Source organism: Geodermatophilus sp. TF02-6, from assembly GCF_003319115.1.
Classification (GTDB): domain Bacteria; phylum Actinomycetota; class Actinomycetes; order Mycobacteriales; family Geodermatophilaceae; genus Geodermatophilus.
This window is the reverse complement of sequence record NZ_QOHF01000001.1, coordinates 316,391-339,347: the sequence shown is the minus strand read 5'-3', so window position 1 is coordinate 339,347 and position 22,957 is coordinate 316,391. Positions and strand designations below refer to the sequence as shown.

At 72.0% G+C, this 22,957-nt stretch carries 20 protein-coding genes; 13 read left to right on the top strand and 7 right to left on the bottom strand.

Features of this window, described 5'->3' with window-relative positions:
* Nucleotides 1-83: 83 nt before the first annotated feature.
* The 9 genes from ureC (at nt 84) to DQ238_RS01580 (ending at nt 10,784) form a co-directional block, all read left to right on the top strand.
* A complete protein-coding gene (ureC, locus tag DQ238_RS01625) occupies nt 84-1,802 on the top strand; it encodes an urease subunit alpha (RefSeq protein ID WP_113779534.1) in 1,719 nt (572 codons plus the stop codon).
* Between the two features lie 8 nt (nt 1,803-1,810).
* Entirely contained in the window at nt 1,811-2,581 is a 771-nt protein-coding gene (locus tag DQ238_RS01620; RefSeq protein WP_199506064.1) for an urease accessory protein UreF, read from the top strand.
* 24 nt (nt 2,582-2,605) lie between these two features.
* Nucleotides 2,606-3,328: an urease accessory protein UreG gene (gene ureG / locus DQ238_RS01615; RefSeq protein ID WP_113779533.1), complete on the top strand. Its 723-nt coding sequence runs from the start codon at nt 2,606-2,608 to the stop codon at nt 3,326-3,328.
* 5 nt (nt 3,329-3,333) lie between these two features.
* Nucleotides 3,334-4,269 carry an urease accessory protein UreD gene (locus tag DQ238_RS01610; RefSeq protein ID WP_113779532.1) on the top strand — a complete coding sequence of 312 codons (936 nt, stop codon included), beginning with the start codon at nt 3,334-3,336 and terminating at the stop codon, nt 4,267-4,269.
* Nucleotides 4,270-4,279: 10 nt separating this feature from the next.
* Nucleotides 4,280-5,359, top strand: a complete 1,080-nt coding sequence (locus DQ238_RS01605; RefSeq protein WP_113779531.1) for an urea transporter — start codon at nt 4,280-4,282, stop codon at nt 5,357-5,359.
* 120 nt (nt 5,360-5,479) lie between these two features.
* Entirely contained in the window at nt 5,480-6,718 is a 1,239-nt protein-coding gene (locus tag DQ238_RS01600; protein WP_370447492.1) for a formamidase, read from the top strand.
* A gap of 561 nt (nt 6,719-7,279) precedes the next feature.
* Entirely contained in the window at nt 7,280-8,608 is a 1,329-nt protein-coding gene (locus tag DQ238_RS01590; protein ID WP_199506063.1) for an MFS transporter, read from the top strand.
* 51 nt (nt 8,609-8,659) lie between these two features.
* Nucleotides 8,660-9,889, top strand: a complete 1,230-nt coding sequence (locus tag DQ238_RS01585) for a M24 family metallopeptidase (protein WP_113779527.1) — start codon at nt 8,660-8,662, stop codon at nt 9,887-9,889.
* An 85-nt stretch (nt 9,890-9,974) separates the two neighbouring features.
* Nucleotides 9,975-10,784 carry an IclR family transcriptional regulator gene (locus DQ238_RS01580; protein WP_113779526.1) on the top strand — a complete coding sequence of 270 codons (810 nt, stop codon included), beginning with the start codon at nt 9,975-9,977 and terminating at the stop codon, nt 10,782-10,784.
* 17 nt (nt 10,785-10,801) lie between these two features.
* Here DQ238_RS01580 and DQ238_RS01575 read toward each other — a convergent pair whose 3' ends face one another.
* The gene (locus DQ238_RS01575; RefSeq protein ID WP_113779525.1) at nt 10,802-12,337 is read right to left on the bottom strand and encodes a PucR family transcriptional regulator; all 1,536 of its coding nucleotides are present in this window, start codon (nt 12,335-12,337) and stop codon (nt 10,802-10,804) included.
* A gap of 119 nt (nt 12,338-12,456) precedes the next feature.
* On the opposite strand from DQ238_RS01575, the gene DQ238_RS01570 reads away from it, so the two are divergent.
* Both DQ238_RS01570 and DQ238_RS01565 read left to right on the top strand, forming a co-directional pair.
* Nucleotides 12,457-13,929 carry a cytosine permease gene (locus DQ238_RS01570; protein WP_113779524.1) on the top strand — a complete coding sequence of 491 codons (1,473 nt, stop codon included), beginning with the start codon at nt 12,457-12,459 and terminating at the stop codon, nt 13,927-13,929.
* On the top strand, nt 13,926-14,825 hold the full coding sequence (locus tag DQ238_RS01565; protein WP_113779523.1) for a polysaccharide deacetylase: 900 nt from the start codon (nt 13,926-13,928) through the stop codon (nt 14,823-14,825). Before DQ238_RS01570 ends, DQ238_RS01565 begins: the two co-directional genes overlap by 4 nt.
* A 73-nt stretch (nt 14,826-14,898) precedes the next feature.
* On the opposite strand, the gene DQ238_RS01560 is transcribed toward DQ238_RS01565, so the two are convergent.
* From DQ238_RS01560 to DQ238_RS01540, 5 genes are all read right to left on the bottom strand, one after another.
* On the bottom strand, nt 14,899-15,396 hold the full coding sequence (locus tag DQ238_RS01560; protein ID WP_199506062.1) for a nucleoside deaminase: 498 nt from the start codon (nt 15,394-15,396) through the stop codon (nt 14,899-14,901).
* 104 nt (nt 15,397-15,500) lie between these two features.
* Nucleotides 15,501-16,748: an FAD-dependent oxidoreductase gene (locus DQ238_RS01555; RefSeq protein WP_113779522.1), complete on the bottom strand. Its 1,248-nt coding sequence runs from the start codon at nt 16,746-16,748 to the stop codon at nt 15,501-15,503.
* An 18-nt stretch (nt 16,749-16,766) separates the two neighbouring features.
* Nucleotides 16,767-17,474 carry a maleylpyruvate isomerase family mycothiol-dependent enzyme gene (locus DQ238_RS01550; RefSeq protein WP_113779649.1) on the bottom strand — a complete coding sequence of 236 codons (708 nt, stop codon included), beginning with the start codon at nt 17,472-17,474 and terminating at the stop codon, nt 16,767-16,769.
* A gap of 5 nt (nt 17,475-17,479) precedes the next feature.
* Nucleotides 17,480-18,322 (bottom strand): fumarylacetoacetate hydrolase family protein, encoded by an 843-nt coding sequence (locus DQ238_RS01545; protein WP_113779521.1) that lies wholly within the window; start codon nt 18,320-18,322, stop codon nt 17,480-17,482.
* On the bottom strand, nt 18,319-19,464 hold the full coding sequence (locus DQ238_RS01540) for a cupin domain-containing protein (RefSeq protein WP_113779520.1): 1,146 nt from the start codon (nt 19,462-19,464) through the stop codon (nt 18,319-18,321). The genes DQ238_RS01545 and DQ238_RS01540 overlap by 4 nt, the downstream gene beginning before the upstream one ends.
* A 76-nt stretch (nt 19,465-19,540) precedes the next feature.
* Between DQ238_RS01540 and DQ238_RS01535 the strand changes: the two genes are divergently transcribed.
* Entirely contained in the window at nt 19,541-20,272 is a 732-nt protein-coding gene (locus DQ238_RS01535; protein WP_113779519.1) for an IclR family transcriptional regulator, read from the top strand.
* A 97-nt stretch (nt 20,273-20,369) separates the two neighbouring features.
* Here the strand turns inward: DQ238_RS01535 and DQ238_RS01530 are convergent, their stop codons facing one another.
* The gene (locus DQ238_RS01530) at nt 20,370-20,957 is read right to left on the bottom strand and encodes a TetR/AcrR family transcriptional regulator (RefSeq protein ID WP_113779518.1); all 588 of its coding nucleotides are present in this window, start codon (nt 20,955-20,957) and stop codon (nt 20,370-20,372) included.
* A 404-nt stretch (nt 20,958-21,361) separates the two neighbouring features.
* Between DQ238_RS01530 and DQ238_RS01525 the strand changes: the two genes are divergently transcribed.
* The gene (locus DQ238_RS01525; RefSeq protein ID WP_233495618.1) at nt 21,362-22,951 is read left to right on the top strand and encodes an MFS transporter; all 1,590 of its coding nucleotides are present in this window, start codon (nt 21,362-21,364) and stop codon (nt 22,949-22,951) included.
* Nucleotides 22,952-22,957 lie beyond the last annotated feature (6 nt).

Genomic DNA, 22,957 nt, shown 5'->3' with positions numbered 1-22,957 from the left:
CGGGCCCAGCAGCGCGGATACCGGGGCATGGAGGGCTGGCAGCCGCCGTCCGGGGACCCCACGCAGCGCAAGGAGCAGACCCCGTGACCTCGATCCCGCGGCGCACCTACGCCTCGCTCTACGGCCCCACCACCGGAGACCGCTTCCGGCTGGCCGACACCCAGCTGATCGCCCAGGTCGAGCGCAGCCTGCTGACCCCGGGGGAGGAGGTCGTCTACGGAGGCGGCAAGACCGCCCGGGACGGCATGGGCCAGACCCCCGGCCTGCGCAACGCCGACGGCGTGCTGGACCTGGTCATCACCGCGGCCGTGGTCATGGACCCGGTCCTCGGCATCGTCAAGGCCGACATCGGCGTCAAGGACGGACGGATCGCCGGCGTCGGGCAGGCGGGCAACCCGTACGTGCAGGACGGCGTCGACCCGAACCTCGTCGTCGGCGCCGGCACCGAGGTGATCTCGGGAGAGGGGCTGATCGCCACCGCCGGCGGCATCGACCCGCACGTGCACTTCCTCACCCAGGCGCAGGCGTCGCACGCGCTGTCCAACGGCATCACCACGCTCATCGGTGGCGGAACCGGCCCCGCGGACGGCTCCAAGGGCACCACCTGCACCCCCGGGCCGTGGAACATCGCCCGGATGCTCGAGGCGACGGCGACCATGCCGATCAACATCGGCCTGCTGGCCAAGGGCAACAGCAGCGAACCGGAAACCCTGCGGGAGCAACTGGCGGCAGGCACCTGCGGGCTGAAGGTGCACGAGGACTGGGGCGCGCCGCCAGCGGTGATCGACTGCTCACTGACCGTCGCTGACGAGTTCGACGTGCAGGTCGCGATCCACACCGACTCGCTCAACGAGAGCGGTTACGTCACGGACACCATCGACGCGATCGACGGCCGGGTGATCCACACCTACCACACCGAGGGTGCCGGGGGCGGCCACGCTCCCGACATCATGCGGATCGCGGCGCTGCCCAACGTGCTGCCATCCTCGACCAACCCGACCCGGCCGTACACCAGCGACACCACCGACAACCTCTATTACATGACGTTGGTGACCCACCACCTCAACCCGCAGAACCCCGAGGACGTGGCGTTCGCCCAGTCCCGGATCCGCGGGGAGACCGAGGCCGCCGAGGACGTGCTGCAGGACCTCGGGGTGCTGTCCATGATGTCGTCGGACTCGCAGGCGATGGGCCGCGTCGGCGACACGGTGACCACCACGTGGCGCACCGCCGACAAGATGAAGCAGGTCAGGGGCAAGCTGGACGGCGATCCGGAGGAGCACGACAACAGCCGGATCCTGCGCTACCTGGCCAAGTACACGATCAACCCCGCCCTCACCCACGGCGTCGCGCACCTGGTCGGCTCGCTGGAGCCCGGCAAGGTCGCGGACGTCGTCCTGTGGCCGACCAACACCTTCGGGGTCAAGCCCAAGTACGTCCTCAAGGGCGGGTTCATCGCGTGGTCGATGATGGGCGACCCCAACGCCTCCATCCCCACCCCGGAGCCGGTGCTGCTGCGTCCGGTGTTCGGCAGCCAGGGCAAGGCCACCGCCCGCACGTCGATGACGTTCATGTCGGCCGCGGCGGTCGAGGCCGGCGTCCCCGAGCGGCTCGGTCTGGAGCGGTGGGTGGAGCCGGTGCGTGGCTGCCGGAGCGTCGGCAAGAAGCAGATGGTGCGCAACGACGCCACGCCCGAGATCCGGATCGACCCGGAGACCTACCAGGTCTACGTCGACGGGGAACGGGCTACCGCTCCCGCCTCGGAGCAGGTGTCGATGTCCCAGCTGTACTACATCGTCTGAGGTCCGGCGTGCAGCGGAACGGGGAGTCGACGGCGCCGCCCGCTCGGGAGGCGCCGGAGGCCATGTCCCTGGCCGCGTTCCTCGGCTGCCTGCAGCTGACCGACTCCGCGTTCCCCAGCGGCCGCTACACCCAGTCGTCCGGCCTGGAGTCCTTCGTCCAGCACGGCTACGTCACCGCCGACAGCGGCCGGCAGGGGCTCACGGCGTTGCTCGTCGACCAGCTCGAGCACGCGGTCGGTCCCACCGACGGCGTCGCGCTGGCGTGGGCGCACCGGGCCGTGTCGCGGCGCGCTCCGGGCCAGGAGCTCGACCTCGCCCTCGCCGTCGAGGCGGACCAGCGGCTGACCGCGGTCAAGCTGGCCCGGGAGGTGCGGGAGTCCTCGACCCGCACCGGCCGCAGCCTGCTCCGGACGGCGACGACCGTCTTCGGCGGTGCCGCGCTGGAAGCGTTCTCCGGTGCGGTGCGGTCGGGCGCGACCCCCGGCAACGCCGCGGTGGTGACGGGCGTGCTCATGGCCCAGCAGGGGATTCCGACGGACCACGCCGTCGCGGCCGAGCTCTACGCCTATGCCGCCGGCTGGGTGAACGCGGCGGTCCGGCTGGGCGTGGCCGACCACCGGGTGGCGCAGGCCGTCCTGCACGCCGGCAGACCCGTCGTCGAGCGGACCGGCCGGCTGGCGTGCCGGACGGCGTTGGCGGACATGGCCGGCTCCACCCCGCTGGCCGACCTGATGAGCATGCGGCACGAGCACGCTCCGCTGCGGCTGTTCATGAGCTGACCCGAGACAGGAGGACACGTCAGGATGAGCCACGGTCAGGGGAGCCATTCCCACCACCCGGCGCACGAGCACCCGCACGACGTGGCGGAGCACGACCAGGACCTGCCCCGCCTCGGTGGCCCCGTGCCCCGGGTCGGCATCGGCGGGCCGGTCGGCTCCGGCAAGACCGCGCTGATCGAGGCCCTGGTTCCGCTGCTGGTCGCCGAGGGTCACCGGCCCGTCGTCGTCACCAACGACATCTTCACCCAGGAGGACGCCCGGCACGTGCGGGCCACCCTGGCCGGGGTGCTCGAGGAGGACAAGGTGGTCGGGGTCGAGACCGGCTCGTGTCCGCACACCGCGGTGCGCGACGACCCGACCATGAACCTGGACGCGGTCCAGGCCCTCACCGAACGCTTCCCGGACACCGACGTGGTGCTGCTGGAGTCCGGCGGGGACAACCTCACCCTCACCTACAGCCGCGCCCTCGCCGACTTCTTCGTCTTCGTCATCGACGTGGGGGAGGGCGACAAGATCCCCCGCAAGCGCGGACCGGGCATCACCGCGTCCGACCTGCTGGTCATCAACAAGATCGACATCGCTCCCCACGTGCGCGCCGACCTCTCCGTCATGGAACGCGACGCGCGGATGGTCCGGGAGGGACGCCCGTTCGTGCTCACCGACTGCTTCTCCGGCACGGGGCTGCGCCAGGTGATCGACCACTTGCGGGCCGCGGGCGTCCTCGCCGCCACTCGCGCGCCCGTCTGACCCCGGTGCCGGCTGCGACGCGGGGCGCCCAGCGGCGCGACCCCCGGTGGTGGACCCCCGAGCGGCTGCCTCCGGCGCTGGCGGAGTGTCGGAGCGGCCCGGCCCCGGGGGAGACCGTCGGCCTGCTCGACCTGGACCTGGCCCCGATCGCCGGGGCCACCCGGGTGGTCCGCCAGTACCACCGCACGCCGCTCTACGTGCTGCGGCCGATCCACCTCGACGCGGCGCGGCCGGGCATGGCGTTCCTGTACCTGCAGCAGCACGGCGACGGACTGGTGCAGGGCGACCGCTACCGCATCGACGTCCACGTCGCCGCAGGCGGAGAGGCGCACCTGACGACGCAGGCCGCCACGAAGATCTACCGGATGCCCGGGGGGTACGCGACCCAGCTGGTCAACCTCACCGCCGAGGCGGGCAGCCTGCTCGAGTACCTGCCCGACCCGGTCATCCCGTTCCGCGGCTCCCGCTTCTACGGCGCCACCACCGTGACCGCGGATCCGACGGCCACCGTGCTGCTCGCCGAGACCCTGCTGCCCGGGCGGCTCGCGGCAGGAGAGTGCCACGACTACGACTTCTTCTGCGCCGCCACCCGGATCCGCCGCCCCGACGGCCGCCAGGTGGCCGTCGACACCCTGGCGTTCGGCGCGGCGGACGGCCCGGCGCAGAGCCCGGCGCGACTGGGGCGCCACCTGGTCCACGCCGCCTTCTACGCGCTCGCGGACGGCGGCACGCTCGACGGGTTGGACCGGTCGCTCCTCGCCGCTCTGGCGGAGTGCCCGGAGGTGCTGACGGGGGTCGGCCTCCTGCCGTACGACGCCGGTCTCGTCGTCCGCATCCTGGGACCGTCGTCCCTGCCGGTCCGGTCGGCTCTGCACACCGCGTGGGACACCGCGCGGCGGCACCTCACCGGCGCGCCGGCGCCCGACCTGCGCAAGGGGTGAGGGCGGCCGGATGAGAACCCCAGCGGTGGCGGCGAAGCTGACGAGGTCCCCGCCCGGACAGTTCGTCGACGCGGTGCTCCGCGGGATCGGGCAGGTGTTCCTGCAGAACAACCCGCTCACCGGCGCGCTCATCCTGCTCGGCATCTTCCTGAGCAGCTACCGGTCGGGCCTCTACGCCCTGCTGGGCACCGTCGTCGCCACCGTGACCGCCCTGGTGATCAGCGCTCCTCGCGAATCGGTCGGTCAGGGGCTGTACGGCTTCAACGGCACCCTCACCGCGATCGACCTCTCCTTCTACATCGAGCGGCAGGAGCGCCTGATCGCGTACGTCGTCCTGGCGTGCGCCGTCTCGGCCGTCCTCACCGCGGGCATCCAGAACTTCCTGAGCTTCGCCCACGTCCCGAGCCTGACCGCGGCATTCGTCGCGACGACCTGGGTGTTCCTCGCCGCTCTGCACCAGTTCCCGCACCTGGCACCCTCGCCCGCGCTGCTGGAGCTGCCGCACCTGCCGGCGCAGGCGGGCGGCGGGGGAGGATCGTTGACCCCGGCCGACCTGCTCTCCGGCTTCCTCAACGGCTTCTCGCAGGTGTTCCTGCAATCCGGGCTGTGGACGGGGGTGGCCTTCCTCGTCGGGATCCTGGTGAACTCCCGCATCTCGGCCGCCGCCGCCGCCGTGGGCAGCCTGATCGGGCTGGGCACCGGATGGGCCCTGGGGCTGCCGGCGACGGCCCTGCGCGACGGTCTGTCCGGGTACAACTCCGTCCTGACCGTCATCGCCCTCGGCGGGTTGTACTACGCGCTCAGCTACCGGTCGGCGCTGCTGGCGGCCGTCGGCGGGATCGCCGCCGTCGTGGTCTACGGCACCTTCGCCACCATCCTCAGCCCGGTGGGGCTGCCGATCCTCACCGCGCCCTTCGTGGTCACGACCTGGGTCTTCGTGCTGGCGGCCACGTCGTTGACCCGGCTGCGCACGGTCGATCCCGCCGAGGTGACCACGCCGGAGGGGAACCTGAGCTCCGACAGCCGCCGCGGGACGCGGTCCGGGAGCGACGCCCGGGACAGCGGCAGCCCGGGAGCCGGGGATCGCTGAACGCTCCGCTGACCGGTCGCCGGGTGCCCCGGACGGTGCTTCCGGGGTACCCGGCACCACCCCGTTGCCAGGTCGACCGCGGCATCCGGCCGAGACCTGGCTCTGCGACCTCGGCAGCCGATGGGCGGCGCGACCGGGGCGAGGACGCCGGGGGACCGGTCGATCCGCGCGGACCACGTCCCCGTGGGAGCGTCGTCGAGCCCTGAGCCTCGACCCTCCCGCGGGGACGCCCGGCGGGTACGCCAGACATGGGATTGGGCACCGCCACCGGGGGCACACCCATCCCAGCGGTCCGGTCCGGAAGGGGATCCGATGAACGGTCTCGGTGGTCTCAACCCGCCACCCGGAGGGCTGACTCTCGGGCTGGTGCAGTTCGCTGTTCCCGAGGTGACGCGCCCGGAACACCTCAAGACGACCGCGGCGAAGATCGCCGACATGGTCCGCGGCGGCAAGGCCGGGCTGCCCACCTTGGACCTGCTGGTGTTCCCCGAGTACAGCCTGAACGGGCTGAACCCCAAGAGCTGGGTCGACGACGAGCTGCTCTGCGACCTCGACGGTCCCGAGGTGGAGACCTGGCGCGGCGCGTGTGCCGAGGCCCAGGTGTGGGGCTGCTTCTCGCTCATGGAACGCAACCCGAACGGCGCCCCCTTCAACAGCGGGATCATCGTCGACGATCGCGGGGAGATCGCGCTGTACTACCGGAAGATGCACCCGTGGGTGCCGTTCGAACCGTGGGAACCCGGCGACCTGGGGATCCCGGTGTGCGACGGGCCGGCCGGCGCGAAGCTCGCATTGATCATCTGCCACGACGGGCAGCTACCGGAGATGGCGCGTGAGGCTGCCTACCAGGGCGCCAACGTCATCCTGCGCACCGCTGGGTACACCTATCCGATCCGGCACTCCTGGCGGATCACCAACCAGGTCAACGCGTTCACCAACCTGGCCTACACCGCCTCCGTCGCTCTCGCCGGACCCGACACGACCGGCATCTGGTCCATGGGCGAGGCGATGATCTGCGACTACGAGGGGCAGCCGACCGTCGAGGGCGACGGGCACCCTGACCGGGTGGTCACCGGCACCGTCGTCCCGAGCCGCGCCGACGAGGCCCGCATCGGCTGGGGCGCGGAGAACAACATCTACCAACTCGGTCACCGCGGGTACGTCGCCGTGGCCGGCGGTGCCACCGACTGCCCCTACACCTACATGACCGACCTCGCCGCGGGTCGTTACCGGCTGCCCTGGGAGGACCAGGTGCAGATCACCGACGGCACCGCTCAGGGCTTCGCACCGCCCCGCGGCAGCGGCCATCCCGACGACCGGCAGCTCGGAGAGGGGCCGCGGGGGCCGGCCGGCGGCTGACCGACGGTGCGGCCCCGGTGGGTGAGCAGGTCTAGGGCCGGATCCAGGTCGAGGCGGCCGGAGGTGTCCAGGTGCACGTCCACCCCGTCGGGAGCCGCCTCGGTGAGGCGCTGCACCACGTGGCGGTCGCGGTGGTCGATGGCGGCGCCTGGGGCGTGGCAACGGTCGAGACCGCCGGCCCCGGCGCTGCGATCACCCGTGTGCCGACCCGCGTGGCGAGGATGATCGCCGCACCGTCTACGTCGCCGGCGCCGCCGGCGACGTAGACCGACTCCCCGGCCTGCAGCTCGGCGTGGACGACGAGGGCGAGGTGCGCGGTCGCCGCGAGATGGGCCATCGCGACCGCGGGGACGGAGTCGCCGCAACGGCGTTGCTTTAAGAGCAACATGAGTGTGGCACTGACGACCGTGGAGCGGTCGAGAGGGCCGGGGTGCTCGAGCGTCTCGTCGCTCCTGGGCTGCTTGACAGTGGCGCGGGCCACAACTACGTTGATGCAACCGCGTTGCTATTGACGCAACATCAAGCTCTCAGTCGCACCACTGAGCCCACCGGATGGACACCATGAGCCACAACCTCACGGCAACCGTTCCCGGCCCGGCCGCGGCGCCGACCGCCACCGACGCCGGCATCCGCCGTCGCGTGGTGGCGGCGAGCTTCATCGGCAACTTCGTCGAGTGGTTCGACTACGCCGTCTACGGCTACCTGGCTGCCGTCATCTCCACGGTCTTCTTCCCCGCGGCGGACCGGACCACCGGCCTGCTGCTCACCTTCGCCGTCTTCGCCATCTCGTTCTTCGTGCGCCCGGTCGGTGGCCTGGTCTGGGGGCACATCGGCGACAAGGTCGGCCGGCGGAGCGCGCTGTCCTACTCGATCCTGATCATGTCGGTCGCCACGTTCGCCATCGCGTTCCTGCCGACGTACGCGGCCGTCGGGATCCTCTCGCCCGTCCTGCTCCTCGTCGTCAGGGTCGTGCAGGGCTTCTCCGCATCCGGCGAGTACGCGGGCGCCTCCTCCTTCCTCGTGGAGTACGCCCCGGCCAACCGCCGGGGCCGCTACGCCGCGGTCGTCCCGGCGAGCACCGCCGCCGGGCTGCTGTTCGGCTCGCTGCTGGCGGCTCTGCTGACCGGTGTCCTGTCCGACGACCACCTGCACAGCTGGGGGTGGCGACTGCCGTTCCTGCTCGCGGCCCCGATGGGCCTCATCGGGCGCTACATCCGGAACCGGCTCGAGGACACTCCCGCCTTCCGGGCCCTGGAGACCGATCACGAGGTCGCCCGCACGCCGGTGCTCGACATCTTCAAGCGGCACCCCAAGCGACTGCTGCTGGCCCTGGGCGCCGCCCTGCTGAACGCCGTCGCCTTCTACGTGCTGCTCAGCTACATGCCGACCTACCTGTCCGAGGAACTCGGGTTCGGTGCCACCGAGTCCTTCCTCGCCACGACCGTTGCGCTCGCGACCTACATCGGCTTCATCTTCCTCACCGGTATCGCCTCCGACCGGTTCGGCCGCAGGGCGGTACTGGTCACCGCATCGGCGCTGTTCATCCTGTTCACGGTGCCGGCCTTCATGCTCCTGGACGGCGCAGGCTTCCTGACGATCGTGCTGCTCCAGGTCGTGCTCGGCGCGATGCTCACCCTCAACGACGGCACCCTGCCCAGCTTCCTCGCCGAGATGTTCCCGACGCGCGTCCGGTACAGCGGTTTCGCGGTCAGCTTCAACCTGGCCAACGCCGTGTTCGGTGGCACCGCGCCCTTCGTGGCGACCCTGCTCATCTCCCGGACCGGGAGCACCATCGCCCCGGCCTGGTATCTCGTCGCCGCTGCGCTCGTCTCCGGTATCGCGGTGCTGGCGAGTCGAGAGACCTCCCGCGAGCCACTCCGCGAGACCTGAGACACCCCACTCCTCCGACGAACACCCTCGAGAACAACAAGGAGAGACACCATGTCCGTCACCGAGCTCGAACGCCTCAAGGTGATCCACAACGGCGAGAAGGAGCAGCAGACCTTCTCCGCCGAGGAGATGGAGCGCCGGCTCTCGTCCCTGCGCAAGGTCATGGCCGAGCAGGGCGTGGACGTCGCGCTGCTCACCTCGTACCACAACGTGAAGTACTACTCGGACTTCCTCTACACGTCCTTCGGCCGGCCCTACGCCTACGTGGTGACGGCGGACGACCAGTACACGGTCTCGGCCAACATCGACGCCGGCATGCCGTGGCGGCGCACCTACGGCGACAACGTCGTCTACACCGACTGGCACCGCGACAACTACGTGTGGGTGATCCGCGAGAGCCTGCGCAGCCGGGGCGTCAACCCGGGCCGGATCGGCGTCGAGGACGACAGCCTGCCGCTGGAGATGCGGCAGAAGTTCGCCGCGGCGTTCCCCGACGCCGTCCTCACCGACATCTCCAAGGCGGCGATGCGTCAGCGCATGGTCAAGTCGGCCGAGGAGATCGAGGTCATCAAGCACGGCGCCCGCATCGGCGACCTCGGTGGCGAGGCGATCCGTGCGGCGATCACCGAGGGGGTGCCGGAGTTCGAGGTCGCCCTCGCCGGCACGAACGCCATGGTCCGGGAGATCGCGCGCGCCTTCCCGCACACCGAGATCCGGGACACCTGGGTGTGGTTCCAGTCCGGGATCAACACCGACGGGGCGCACAACTGGCCCACCACCCGGCGGGTGCAGCGCGGTGACATCCTCAGCCTGAACTGCTTCCCGATGACCTCGGGCTACTACACCGCCCTGGAGCGCACGCTGTTCTACGGCGAGCCGGACAAGCGGTCCCTGGAGCTGTGGGAGGTCAACGTCGCGGTGCACCGCGCCGGCCTCGAGCTGATCAAGCCGGGCATCAGCTGCGCCGAGATCGCGCACCGGCTCAACGAGATCTACATCGAGCACGACCTGCTGCCCAACCGGACGTTCGGCTACGGCCACTCGTTCGGCGTGCTGAGCCACTACTACGGCCGGGAGGCCGGCCTGGAGCTGCGCGAGGACATCGAGACCGTCCTGGAGCCGAACATGGTCGTCTCCATGGAGCCGATGATCATGGTGCCGGAGGGGCAGCCGGGTGCCGGCGGCTACCGCGAGCACGACATCCTGGTCGTGCAGGAGAACGGTGCCGAGAACATCACGAAGTTCCCCTTCGGCCCGGAGCACAACGTCCTCGGGGTCTGACCGCCGCCGCGGAGGGGCAGAGACCGTCTCTGCCCCTCCGGGAGGCCGGTCGCCGACAAGGGAGTTCGATGACCAGCACAGTTCGATGACCAGCACAGGCAGCCGGTTCCAGCCCGACGACACCCCCGAGAACGGGGAGGCGCGCGGGATCTCGGTCCTGCAGAACGGGCTCGCCGTCCTGCGGGCCTTCTCGGTCGACGAACCCGTCCTGGGCGTCTCGGAGATCGCCGGCAAGGTGGGTCTGCACAAGAGCACCGTTTCCCGCATCCTGGCCACGCTCGAGCTGGAGAACCTGGTGGAGCGGGATCCCGCCACCCGACGGTTCCGCCTCGGTCTCGGGATCATCGCGATGGCCGGGCCGTTGCTGGCCGACCTCGACGTGCGGCGCGTCGCCTATCCGGTCCTGCAGGATCTCAGCCGCCGGACCGGCGAGACGGCGGCGCTCATGGTCTGGGACGGGGGAGAGGCGGTCTGCGTCGAGCAGGTGCCGAGCTCTTCCCAGGTCAAGCACACGACCCCGCTGGGCACCCGGTACAACACGGCCGGGAGCTCGTCCGTGCAGGTCTTCCTCGCCCAGCTCGACCCGTTCACCGTCCGCACCCTGCTGATGAAGGGCGTGGTCGACCACCCCGGGCTCACCGAGGTGGCACTGGACACCTACCTGGTCCGGCTCCGGGAGATCGCCGAGCAGGGATACGCGGTCAACTACGGCGAGACCTCGCTGGAAGAGGTGGGCGTGGCGGCGCCCGTGTTCGACCACCGCGGCGAGCCGGTGGCCACGGTGCTCGTCTCGGCTCCGCGGTTCCGGATCTCCACCGAGCAGCTCGGTCTGATCCGGGATGCGGTCGTCGCAGCCGCCGGTGACATCGGTTCCCGGCTCGGCGGCACCTCCTGAGGTGGGTGGGCCGGAGTTCAGCCGGCCGGGTGCTGGTGCGCCAGGTGGTGCAGACCGTGGCGCAGCCGGAGCGCCAGGTGCAGGGGCAGCGCCCGCTCGGTGCCGGTCGGATCGCCGCCCACCATGCCGAAGGCGCGCTCGAGTCGGCCGTAGAGCGACTGCCGCTGCAGGTGCAAGACCTCCGCGGTGCGGGTCTTGCTGCACCCCGAGTCGAGGTAGACCTCCAGGGTGTGCAGCAGGGTCTCGCGCTCGGTGGGCCGCAGGGAGAGCAGCATCGCCAGCTGACCGCGGACGAACTGCTCGCGGCGGAACCGGAGGTCCTCGGCGCCCAGCAGGGTCTCGATGGCGGTGGTCGTCGCATCCACCACCGACCCCGGGCCGTACGCGGGCCGCTGCTGTGCCGACGACACCGCCAGTTCCATCGAGGTGAACACCGACGCCAGGTCCGGGACGGCGGGCCCCACTCCGACGACCACCGCGTCCAGGTCGCGGGCCCAGTCCTCCAGCCGGGCGACGAGCGCGGTGCGGTTGGTCGCCGCGCCTCTGCGGTCGGGAAGGGACACGACCGCGCGGACCTCGGTGTCCGAGACGTCCATCGCGATCCGGCCGGAGCGGCGGAGCAGGACGTCCAGGCCGGGCAGGCCGGCGCTCGTGGCGGCGGTGACCATGGCGATCGCCACGACCGGGTCGCCCGGATCGAAGCCGATGAGCTGCCCGAGGTGGATCAGCCGGTCGCGCTCCTGCGGTCGCCGGCAGGCCGTTCGCGCCAGCTCGCTGGCCGCGAAGTCCCGTGTCGAGGGCGGGTGGCTGCGCATCAGGGCCAGCACGATGGCCTCGCTGGCCCGCTCCCCGACGATCGCCAGCAGGTCCGGGTCCGTGTCCGCGTCGGGGTAGAACACGAGGGTCGCCGCATGCGCGCCCCGGACGCTGATCCGGGACGTCGTGCCGCCGTGCGGGGGCACGGGTGGGTCGACCGCCGCCGCGGCCGTGCCGGTGGGGAACTCGGTGATCACCCGCCCTCTGCTGTCGAACAGCGCCACCGGGACGCCGGTGCGCTGCTCCAGCAGCTCCAGCAGCGCTCGGACGTCCCCGCCGCGCCCGAGGATCCCCGACAGCGCGTGCGCGAGCTCGCCGCCACGTCTGAGCCGGGTGACCGACTCGTCCACCAGTTCGGCGTTCACCGCTTCGGCCACGTCGACGAAGGGAACCCGCCGGCGGAGCTCGATCACCGGGAAGCCGAGGTCGTCGGCCTCGCTGATGACCGCCGCGGGGATCGCGGGGAGCCCGACGCCCACCTCGATCGCCACCCCCGTGACGCTGCGTTCGGACAGCTGACGCACATAGCGACGCTGGTCGGCCGCAGAGGCCCCGGCGAGCATCTCGCCACCGGTCAGGAGCAGCTCCCCACCGCGCAGCAGGGAGGCGATCTCCATGACCTCGCTGGAGTGGATCCACCGCACCCGGCGCTGGAGGCCGGTGGCGCCCGCCCGCACGCACGGTTGCCCCTGCTGCAGGATCGGGTGACGGAGAACCCCCTCAAGCGTCAAGTGCATGACGTTCCGTCAGTCGGAGAGTCGACATGCCGGACAGAATGCGTCTTGTGGGGTGTGATCCGCAACACCCACGATGTATCGACCGAGAGCACGTCCGTCGAGCCGGAGGCCCGCCCCTCATGTCAGCCGCAGCCACCCCCGAACCGGCGTCCATCCACGACGTCGAGGAGCAGCTCCAACCGATCCCCGAGAGCTCCCGTACCACCAAGGTGTCCGGCCAGTTCTGGATCTGGTGCGGCGCCAACATCGCCCCGATCAACTGGGTCTTGGGCGCACTGGGGGTGAACCTCGGCCTGGGCCTCGCCGACACCCTGATCGTCCTGATCGCCGGCAACCTGATCGGCATGTCGCTGTTCGGCCTGTTCGTGCTGATGGGTCAGAAGACCGGCGTGACCGGCATGGTGCTGGGGCGGGGCGCCTTCGGCCGGCGCGGCAACTACCTGCCCTCGCTCATCCAGGCGGCGCTGTCCATCGGCTGGTGCGCGGTGAACACCTGGATCATCCTCGACCTGGTCATGGCACTGTTCGGCCAGCTCGGCCTCGTCGACCCGGCCGCCGACAACTACGCGGCCAAGATCGCGGTCGCCGCCTTCCTCATGGTCATCCAGGTCGCCATCTCCTGGCTCGGCTACCGGGCCATCTCGGCCTTCGAGCGGTGGACCGTACCGCCCACGATCGCCGTCCTGGTCCTCATGTCGGTCGTCGCCTGGTTCTTCCTCGACATCGACTGGAGCTACGCCGGCCCCGAGGGCGCCGTCCTCGCCGGCGGTGAGCGGTTCGCCGCGATGACCGCGATCATGACGGCGATCGGCATCGGCTGGGGGATCACCTGGTTCACCTACGCGGCCGACTACTCCCGGTTCGTCAGCACCCGGATGCCGCGGCACAAGCTCTACCTCGCCAGCACCCTGGGCCAGTTCATCCCGGTCGTCTGGCTGGGCGTGCTCGGCGCGACCCTCGCCACCAAGAACGGTTCGGTGGACCCGGGCCAGCTGATCGTGGAGAACTTCGGCGCGCTCGCCATCCCGGTGCTGCTGCTGGTCCTGCACGGGCCCATCGCCACGAACATCCTGAACATCTACACGTTCTCCGTGGCGACCCAGGCGCTGGACATCAAGCTCCCCCGCCGCAGCCTCAGCATGCTCGTCGGCGTCCTGGCGATGGCGGTCGTGATCTTCTTCATCTTCCAGGAGAACTTCGCGACGGTCCTGGACACCTGGCTCGTGGCGTTGGTCGCCTGGGTGGCCACCTGGGGCGGCATCATGCTCGTCCACTACTTCCGCGTCGAGCGGCGCCGCGTGCGGGTCGACCGGCTGTTCGACCCAGTCGGGACGCCGCGCCTGCCCGACGTGAACTGGGCCGGCCTGACCGCCTTCTTCGCCGGGATCGTCGCCACCTGGCTGTTCATGTACGGGCTCATCCCGGTCTTCCAGGGGCCGATCGCGGTGGCCATGGGCGGCGTCGACCTGAGCTGGCTCGCCGGCGGGCTCACCAGCGCCGCGGTGTACTTCGTGCTCGGCCCGATCGCCGCGGCGAAGTACGACCAGGTCGCCGCACCGCAGGGCGTCGAGACCCCGCGGGTGACGGCATGAGTCTGCCCTGGCCGGACGGGCACCGGGCCGCGGCCGCCTTCACCTTCGACGTCGACGCGGAGTCCTGCGTGCTGGCGCACGACCCGGCGGCCTCCTCGCGCATGTCCTTGATGACCCACCAGTCCTACGGGCCCCGGGTCGGCGTCCCCCGGCTGCTGCGGCTGCTGGAACGCCAGCGGGTGACGGCGACCTTCTTCGTCCCCGGGTTCACCGCCGACACGTACCCGGACGTGGTCCGCCAGATCGTCGACGGCGGACACGAGGTCGCCCACCACGGGTACCTGCACGAACCGATGCAGGGGATCAGCGCCGCGCAGGAGGCGGAGTACCTCGACCGCGGGCTGGAGGCCCTGGACCGCCTGGGGGTGCGGCCGGTCGGGTACCGGGCCCCGTGGTGGGAGCTGAACTGGCACTCCGCCGACCTGCTCGTCGAGCGCGGCTTCCGCTACGACTCCAGCCTCCTGGACGGCGACGTCCCCTACCGCTTCTGCGGGGACAGCGGTCGGGGCAGCCTCGTGGAGATCCCGGTGGACTGGACCCTCGACGACTGGGAGCAGTACGCCTTCTACCCGGGCTGGACGGGCAGCGGCGTCATCGAGAGCCCGGCGAAGGTGCACGAGATGTGGTTGCTCGAGGCGCAGGCGCACCACGCGGAGGGGGGCTGCTTCGTGCTCACCAACCACCCCTTCATCTCCGGGCGCCCGTCCAAGGCCGTGGCGCTGGAGCGCCTGATCGAGGACGTGCGGGCACTGGACGGGATGTGGGTGGCGCCCCTCGGGGAGATCGCCGAGCACGCCGCGGCGACGGTGGAGGAGGTCCGCCGGATCCGGCGGGTCGAGTGCCCCGAGGGCTACTTCGACCGCACGGGACCGCACCGCACGGCTCCCGGGCACTGAGCCGCGCCGGCCGGGCCCCTCGGCCTCCGGGGCGGGGGGTCCGGCCTGCGCGTGCCCGGTCGCCTGCGGTCGCTCACGCCTCCTCGCCGATGTCCTCCCGCCAGAGCTCCGGGCGCTCGCTGAGCATCCGCTGCATCAGCGCGACGCAGGCCGGGTCGTCGAGGACGTCGAGCCGGACGCCGTGCGACCGCAGCAGCTCCTCGGCCTGCGCGAAGCTGCGGTTCTCCCCGACGACGATGCGCGGGATCTCGTACAGCAGTGCCGTCCCGGCGCACATGTAGCAGGGCGAGAGCGTCGTGTAGAGGACGCTGCGCCGGTACACCGAGGCCGGCAGGCGCCCCGCGCGTTCGATGCAGTCGGTCTCGCCGTGCCGGATCGCGCTGCCCATCTGGACGCGACGGTTGCGGCCCACGGCCAGCACCCGGCCGTCGTGGACCAGGGCCGCCCCGATGGGCACGCCACCCTCGTCCCACCCGGTCCGGGCCTGCTCCACCGCCAGGCCCAGGAAGAACCTGTCCTGCTCGTCGGCCGGGAGCCCGGGCGGCACGTCGGGGGTGCGGGGGTCGGACACGGCGGCTCCTCGCGAGGTGGGTGTGGAGTGCACCCGATCGCACCACACCGAGGCCGTGCCGGGCGCCTCCCGGCCTGTCACCCTGACCGTGAGGGGGCTGGGCGTCAGGCGCCGACCGGAGCCTGCAGCGGCTGCGGTGTGAACATCGGCGGCTCCTGGTCCGGGGTCAGCGCAGTGGGCCCGTAGAGCCAGTCGACGAAGCCGTAGTCGTGGACGTCTCGCTGCCGCAGGACGTCGTTGCGGGCCTCCCGCTCGGCGTCGGTGAGGTGCCAGAGCTCGCCCCAGGAGCGGGCCGTGGTGAGCACGCGCCGGCAGTGCTCGGGCCGGACGGCGTTGTAGGCCGCGAGCGCCGCGTCCCAGTCGAGGTGGCCGGCGGCCAGCTGGGCACCGACGTGCTCGGAGAGCACCCAGGCGTCCTCGATGGCCATCACCGCGCCCTGCGCCAGGTACTGCAGCGGCGGGTGGGCGGCGTCCCCGGTCAGTGCCAGCCGACCCTGCACCCAGTTCGGGATCGGGTCGCGGTCGTACATCCGCCACCACCGGTCGCGCCACATCAGCGGCAGGCCGGCCCGGACCTGCGCGCAGGTGCCGGCGAAGGCGGCGTCCAGCTCGTCCGGTGTGCCCCAGTCCTCCTCGCCGGCCAGGGCTTTGGGTGACCGGAACACCGCCACCTGGTTGAACATCTCGCCCTGGCGCAGCGGGTACTGCACGAAGTGGCAGTGCGGCCCGACGAAGACGACCACGTCGCTCATCGAGACGTCGGCCTGCGCGACCTGCTCGGCGGGGATCGCGCCGCGGTAGGCGACGTAGGCCGAGCTGACCGGCTCGTCGTCGCTGAGGAGGGCGCGGGCGATCGATTTCAGGCCGTCGGCGGCGAGGACGACGGGGGCCACCTCTCGGCCGCCCGCGTGGACCACGGCCGCGCCATCGGGCACGTGCTCGTAGCCGGTCACCCGCACGTCGTTGAGCAGGTCCACGCCGGCGCGCCGGCAGGCCCGCAGCAGGACGCCGTGCAGGTCGCTGCGGTGGATCACCACGTACGGCGAGCCGTAGCGCTCCCGGGCGTCGGCCAGGTCGAGCCGGGTGAGGACGCTGCCGTCGACGGCGTCCTTCATCACCAGGTTCTCCGGCTGCACGCCGAGGGACAGGACCTCGGGCAGCAGGCCCCAGGAGTCCAGGATGCGGGTGCAGTTCGGTGCGATCTGCAGACCGGCGCCGACCTCGCCGAACTCCGAGGCGCGCTCGAGGAGGCGGACCCGCAGCCCCTTCCGGGTGAGGGCCAGGGCGTTGGCCAGTCCGCCGATGCCGCCGCCGACGATCACGACGTCGACGCCGCTCGTGGGAGTGCTCATCGGGAGTTCCTCCAGGTTCTACAGCCAGGGTGCGAGGTCGGGGACGGCGCCGGACGGAGCCGTGACATCGGCTCTCGGGCGGCCGGTGAGGTAGGCGGCGACGGCGCCGAGGGACCCGTGCAGTGCGGTGGCCTCACCCCGTCCGGACACCTTCCAGGTGTGTCGGCCGCCGTCGGCGGACAGGACGAGCGCGGGCTGGTCGCCGCCCGAGCGCCGGGCGACGACGTCGTCGACGAGGGCGAGGAGGAAGTCCTCGGGCAGGTTGTCGAAGCCGAGCGTCGGGTCGAGGTCCACCGCGTGCACCATGACCTCCCGCGCGCGCAGCCACGGGATCTGGCTGGCCGGCACGAGGCGGCCCTGGGCGGTGCGGACGGTCCGGGACCAGTGGTCGGCGGAGAGCCCGTCGAGGGCGGTGGCGAGCCGGCCGGCGGACTCCTCCACCCACCGGCGCAGCTCGCCCGGCGTCCGCCGGGCACCGGCCGCGATGTCGGCGTCGCGCTGACCGGGGGAGGAGTACATCGGGGTCTCCTCCCCGGTGGCCGCCCAGTGCGCCAGGTTGAGCAGGGCCTCGGCGTTGGCGGCCACGTGGGCCACCAGGTGCCGGCCGGTCCAGCCCGGCAGCGCGGTGGGGCCGGTGAGTGCGTCGTCCGCGGTGCGGGCCAGGGCCCCGGAGAAGATCTGGGTGCCCTGGTCCGCCCAGTGCCGGGTCGTGGCGAGGTCGTGCACCGCCGTCACGCTCCCGGGTCGGCGACGACCGCGTTCTCGCACCGGCCCAGGCCGCTGATCTCGGTGGTCAGGTGTTGCCCCACCTGGAGGTAGCGGACCGGTGTGCGGGCGTGCCCGACGCCGCCGGGCGTGCCGGTGGCGAGGACGTCGCCCGGCCGGAGCGTGATCATCGTGGAGACGTACTCGACCAGGGCGACCGGGTCGAACAGCAGGTCGCCGGTGGTGTCCTTCTGCACCGTCTCGCCGTCGATCCTGGTCGTGATCTCGAGGGCGGGGCGGACGCCGCCGGGCAGCTCGTCCGGGGTGACGAGGTAGGGGCCCAGGGGAGTGGTGGCCTCCCAGTTCTTGCCCTGCAGCCACTCGCGGGTGCGGAACTGCCAGTCCCGGCAGGTCACGTCGTTGAGCACCGCGAAGCCCGCGATCGCCCGCTCGGCGTCCGTGCCGCGGGCGCGCCGGACCGGGGCGCCGATGACGACCGCGAGCTCGCACTCCCAGTCGAAGGCGTCGGTCTCCGGCGGCTCGACGATGTCGTCGTTGGCGCCGACGAGGGTGTCGGCGTACTTGCTGAACAGCGTCGGGTACTCGGGCAGGTCCCGGCCCATCTCCAGGATGTGGGTGCGGTAGTTGAGCCCGACGCAGACGATCTTGCCGGGGCGGGGGACGACGGGGGCGAACGCCGCACCCCGCAGGTGCGTCGCCGGCTGGTCCGCGGCGGCCGCCCGCTCCGCCCAGCCCGGGTCGGCGAGGAACTCGCCGAGGTCGGCAGCACCCAGGTCGACCAGCTGCTCGTCGTCGACCCGGACGGCGCGGGTCGCGCCGTCCAGGGTGCGGATGGTGGCCAGTTTCACCGGGACCCCTCCACGGCGACGCGGTCCAGGTGCAGGGCCTCGAAGATCGGGGTGTCGCTGAACCGGAAGAGGTCCAGCGCACCGGAGTCGGAGTCGGAGGCGCCGGCCTCCGACCGCAGCGACAGCGGCTCCCAGGAGGGGACGACGAACAGGTCGCCGCGCTCGACCCGCCAGGAGGCCTCGCCGACGGTCACGGTGCCGCTGCCGTCGAAGACCTGGAACACCGAGGAGCCGGCCTCGCGGCGCGGCGCGGTCTCGGCACCCCGGCGGACGCGGTGCATCTCCGCCCGGATGGTCGGCAGGACGTCGCCGCCGGTGGTCGGGTTGGTGTAGCGGACGGCGGCGTGGCCGGGCTCGACCACCCCGGGGGAGCCCTCGGCCTCCAGCTCCAATTGGTCGCTCAGCGCGGCGTCGGTGTCGGCCCACCGGTGGTTCAGCAGCGGGGTGCCCGGGGTCGCGCCGGGCGCGGAGACCGGGCGCAGGCCGGGGTGGCCCCACAGCCGCTGCGAGCGGGAGCGCTCCGGCGTGGTCTTCTCCTGCTCGCTGATCGTGTCGCGGCCGAACTCGAAGAACTGCGACTCGGAGGTGTACTGGAACGGGATGTCCAGGCCGTCGATCCAGGCCATCGGCTTCTCGGCGGCGTTGTGGTGGGCGTGCCAGTTCCAGCCCGCCTGCGGCAGGAAGTCGCCGCGGTTCATCGGCACCGGGTCGCGGCCGACGACGGTCCACACGCCCTCGCCCTCGACGACGAAGCGGAACGCGTGCTGGGTGTGCCGGTGCTCGGGGGCGTCCTCGCCCGGCATCAGGTACTGGATCGCTGCCCACAGCGTGGGGGTGGCGAAGGGCTTGCCGTCCAGCGCCGGGTTGGCCAGCGCGATGGCCCGCCGCTCGCCGCCGCGCCCGACCGGGACGAGGTGGCCGGCCTGGTCGGCCAGCTGCAGCAGGTTGGACCAGCGCCACACGTGCGGCACCGCGCGGGACCGCGGGTGGGCCGGCATGAGGTCGCCGATCTCGGTCCACAGCGGCACCAGCAACTCCTTCTCGAATCCGCGGTAGAGCTCCTCGAGCTCGGGCGTCGGAGTGGGCTGGTCGGGGGCGTCGACGGCGGTCAACGAGACGGGTGAGGCCAGGTGCTGGGTCATGGAGTGTTCCTCCCGGGAGGTGGGGCCGCCTCCACAGGATGCTTGTGTTCTGCAAACCAGTCCATATTATTCTGTTGTGAAGAACGCCCCGTTGTACGCCATCACGAGCGTCGACTCCGCGCTGCGGTTGGCGGCGGCGCTCCAGGTCGAGGGTCCGCTCAGCGTGAGCGAGGCGGCCGACCGGCTCGAGGTGGCCCGCTCGACGGCGCACCGGCTGCTGGCGATGCTAGTCTACCGCGACTTCGCCGAGCAGTTGCCCGACCGCCGGTATGGAGCGGGGCCGGTGCTGCGGGGCGAGGTCCCGCAGGCGCCGGTGGCCCGGTTGCGGGAGGTCGCCCTGCCCCATCTGCGGCGCGTGGTCGACGCGGTGGGGGAGACGGCCAACGTGATGGTCCTGGCCGGCTCGGACGTCCGCTTCGTCGGCACCGTCGAGTGCGACCACGTCCTGCGGGTGGGCGACCGGTCCGGGCGGACGCTGCCGGCGCACCTCGCTTCCGGCGGCAAGGCGGTGCTGGCGACCCTCGGTCCCGAGGAGCTGGCCGCCGCCCTGGGCTCCCTGGACGAGGTGGCGGCAGTGCGGCTGGAGCGGGAACTGCGCACCGTGCGGCGCCGCGGCTTCGCGGTCAACGACCAGGAGACCGAGAGGGGGTTGACCGCGGTCGGCGTCGCGGTACCCTCCGGAACGATCCAGGCCGCGCTCTCACTGGCCGTGCCGACGGCCCGGTACTCGCGCGCAGACCTGCCGAGGTGGGGCGCGGTGCTGGCAGCGGCTGCCGCGGACGTCGCCCGCGACCTGACACCGGTGTGACCGGTTCCGGAGCCGGACCCGCCGTGGCGGCCTCGGCCTGCGGGAACGCGCCGATCGAGGCCGGCGGCCGCTTTGGAGTCCTTGAGACCCGACTGGTTCAGTCGATCAACAGCGAACGCCAGGAGTCGGTCAGCAGGGCGACCGTCTGGTTCCGGTCGACGTCCCAACCGGTGCGGAACCAGCGTCGCGAGAAGAACTCCAGCTGGCCGAAGGCGAGCACTGCCCGGATGCGGCGGCTCGACGGGTCGAACCGGCCCGCGCGGTCGAGCCCGGCCTGGATGTCGCCGATGGCGCCCTCGAACCACCGGGTGATCGCGGCCTGGATGTCTCCGTCCTGGGGCGCGGCCTCGTGCGCCGCCATCACGTACGGACGGATGTCCGGCCACTGGTCGACCTTGCGCGCCAACCATGCTCGCAGCTGTTCGACGTCGCCGGAGGCGACCGCGGAGGTCAGCGGTGGCTCGTCCGAGCTGGTCAGCATGCGGTCGACCGTCTCGATCAGCGACTGCATCAGCTGCGACTTGGACGGGAAGTGCTGGTAGAAGGTCTGCCGTGTGGTGCCGGCAGCGGCCGCGATCTCGTCGACGGTGACCGCCGCGTAACCCTTGGCCTCGAACAGCTCCAGGGCCTGGGTGAGCAACAGCTCCCGGGTCATCCGCTTCTGTGCCGCTCGGAGCCCCCCCACGCCTGGAGGGTAGTCCAGGCCGGTGTGCGCCCCGGAGAGCAACCGCCTCGCCGGATCGGCGGCGCGCTGACCTGCGTGTGTGAGACGGATCAACTCTTGGCTTGACATGACGTCAAGCCAAGTGACAGACTGCACACCGAGCGCGTGAGCGCCGCCACAGGAGCGGGTCGCGTGCACACCGAACCCGTCCCTCTCCCCGGGAAGGGCCGGCCCTCCGGTGCCACCCGCACCGCACACCACACCAGCACGTCCGTTGATCGCCGGTCGACGACCGGTTCGGCATCCCGTCTCTCGGAGGAGAGTCAGTGACACAGGATCACAGGGCACCAGATCACGAGGCGACGGCAGCCGGGTCGCACCGACTTCCGACGCCGGCGCGCGCGGCCCGCACCGCGGGGACCCTCGTGGCGGCCTGCTTCGCCGTCATGGTGGCGCAGGTCGCGAACGCCCTGCCCGCATCACTCAACGGTCTGTTCCAGCAGGACCTGCAGACCACCGGGTCGCAGCTGACGTGGATCACCGCGTCGTTCATGATCGCGGTGGTCGTCTTCGAGCTCACCTTCGGCGCGCTGGGCGACCTGTTCGGACGGCGCCGGCTGCAGGTCTACGGCGCCGCCCTGCTGGTCCTCGGCTCGCTGGTCAGCGCGTTCGCCCCGCAGGTGGAGGTGCTGTGGCTCGGCGCCGCGCTCAACGGCCTCGGCGCGGGCGCCATGTTCCCCGCCTCGCTGGCCCTGGTGGCCGCGGTGACGCACACGCCCGAGTCGCGGGCCCGCGGCATCGCTCTGTGGGCCGGGTTCCTCTCCGCCGGCGCCGCCGTCTCCCCGCTGCTCGGTGGGGTGTTCGCCGAGGTGGGCTCCTGGCGCGGGTCGTTCCTCATCGTCGCGGGCCTGGCCGTCGTCACGGTCGTCGCGACCGTGCTGCTGTCGGTGGAGTCGACCGCGCCGGAGGGCCGTGGCCTCGACATCGCGGGGCAGGTCACCTTCGCGGTCGGGTTGATCGCCGTCCTCTACGCGCTGGTGCAAGGGGCCGAGGACGGCTGGACGCGGCCGCACATCCTGTTCGCCCTGGTCCTGGGTGTGGTCTTCCTCGTCGCGTTCGTCGTGGTGGAGCGTCGGGCGGCGACGCCGCTGCTCGACCTGGACATCTTCTGCAACCGGGCCTTCTCGGTGGCCTCGGTGGTGACCGTGGTCGGCATGTTCGCCTTCCTGGGGTCGGCCTTCTCGTTCAGCATCTGGCTGGGCGCGGTCCAGCACCAGGCGCCGGCCCGCGTCGGCCTGCCGCTGCTGCTCATCCAGGCCCCGGCCTTCGTGCTGATCCCCGTGGTCTCGCGGCTCCTGGCGCGGGTCAGCGCCCGGTGGCTGCTCACCGCAGGCTTCGGGCTCATGGCGGTGGGCGCCTGGCTCGCCTCTCGGCTGGACGTGCTGGACACGAGCCTGGCGCCGATGGTGGCGCCCGCCCTCCTCATCGGCGTCGGCTTCGCCCTGGCGGTCAGCTCGTTCACGGCCGTGGCGATCAACACCGTTCCGCTGCACCTCGCGGGCATGGCCAGCGCGACCACCAACCTGCTGCGCGACCTCGGTTTCGCGCTCGGGCCGATCATCACCGGCGCCGTCGCGCTGAGCACCGCGGGCGAGAAGCTGGGCGCCGCCCTGGCGAGGGCCGACCTGCCGCCGGACCAGGCCGGCGCCGCCGCCGCCGTCTTCCAGGCCGGCGGACCGCTCGCCGTGAACGGCCTGCCGCCGGAGGCCCCCGGCGCGGCGGCGCACCAGCTGGCACTCACCTCCCTCGGCGACGGGTTCTCCACGGCGTTCGCCGTCTGCTCGATCGCCGCGCTGGTGGCCGCGCTGCTGACGCTGTTCGGCCTGTCGAGCAGCGTCAGCGAGGCGCAGCCCACCACCGAGTCGCTGCACGACCCGCTGCACCCCGAGCCGCCGGGCGAACCCGTCCCGGCGCCCCGCCCCGCCGAGCGGCTACTCGGCCATGGCGGTCGGTAGGGCACG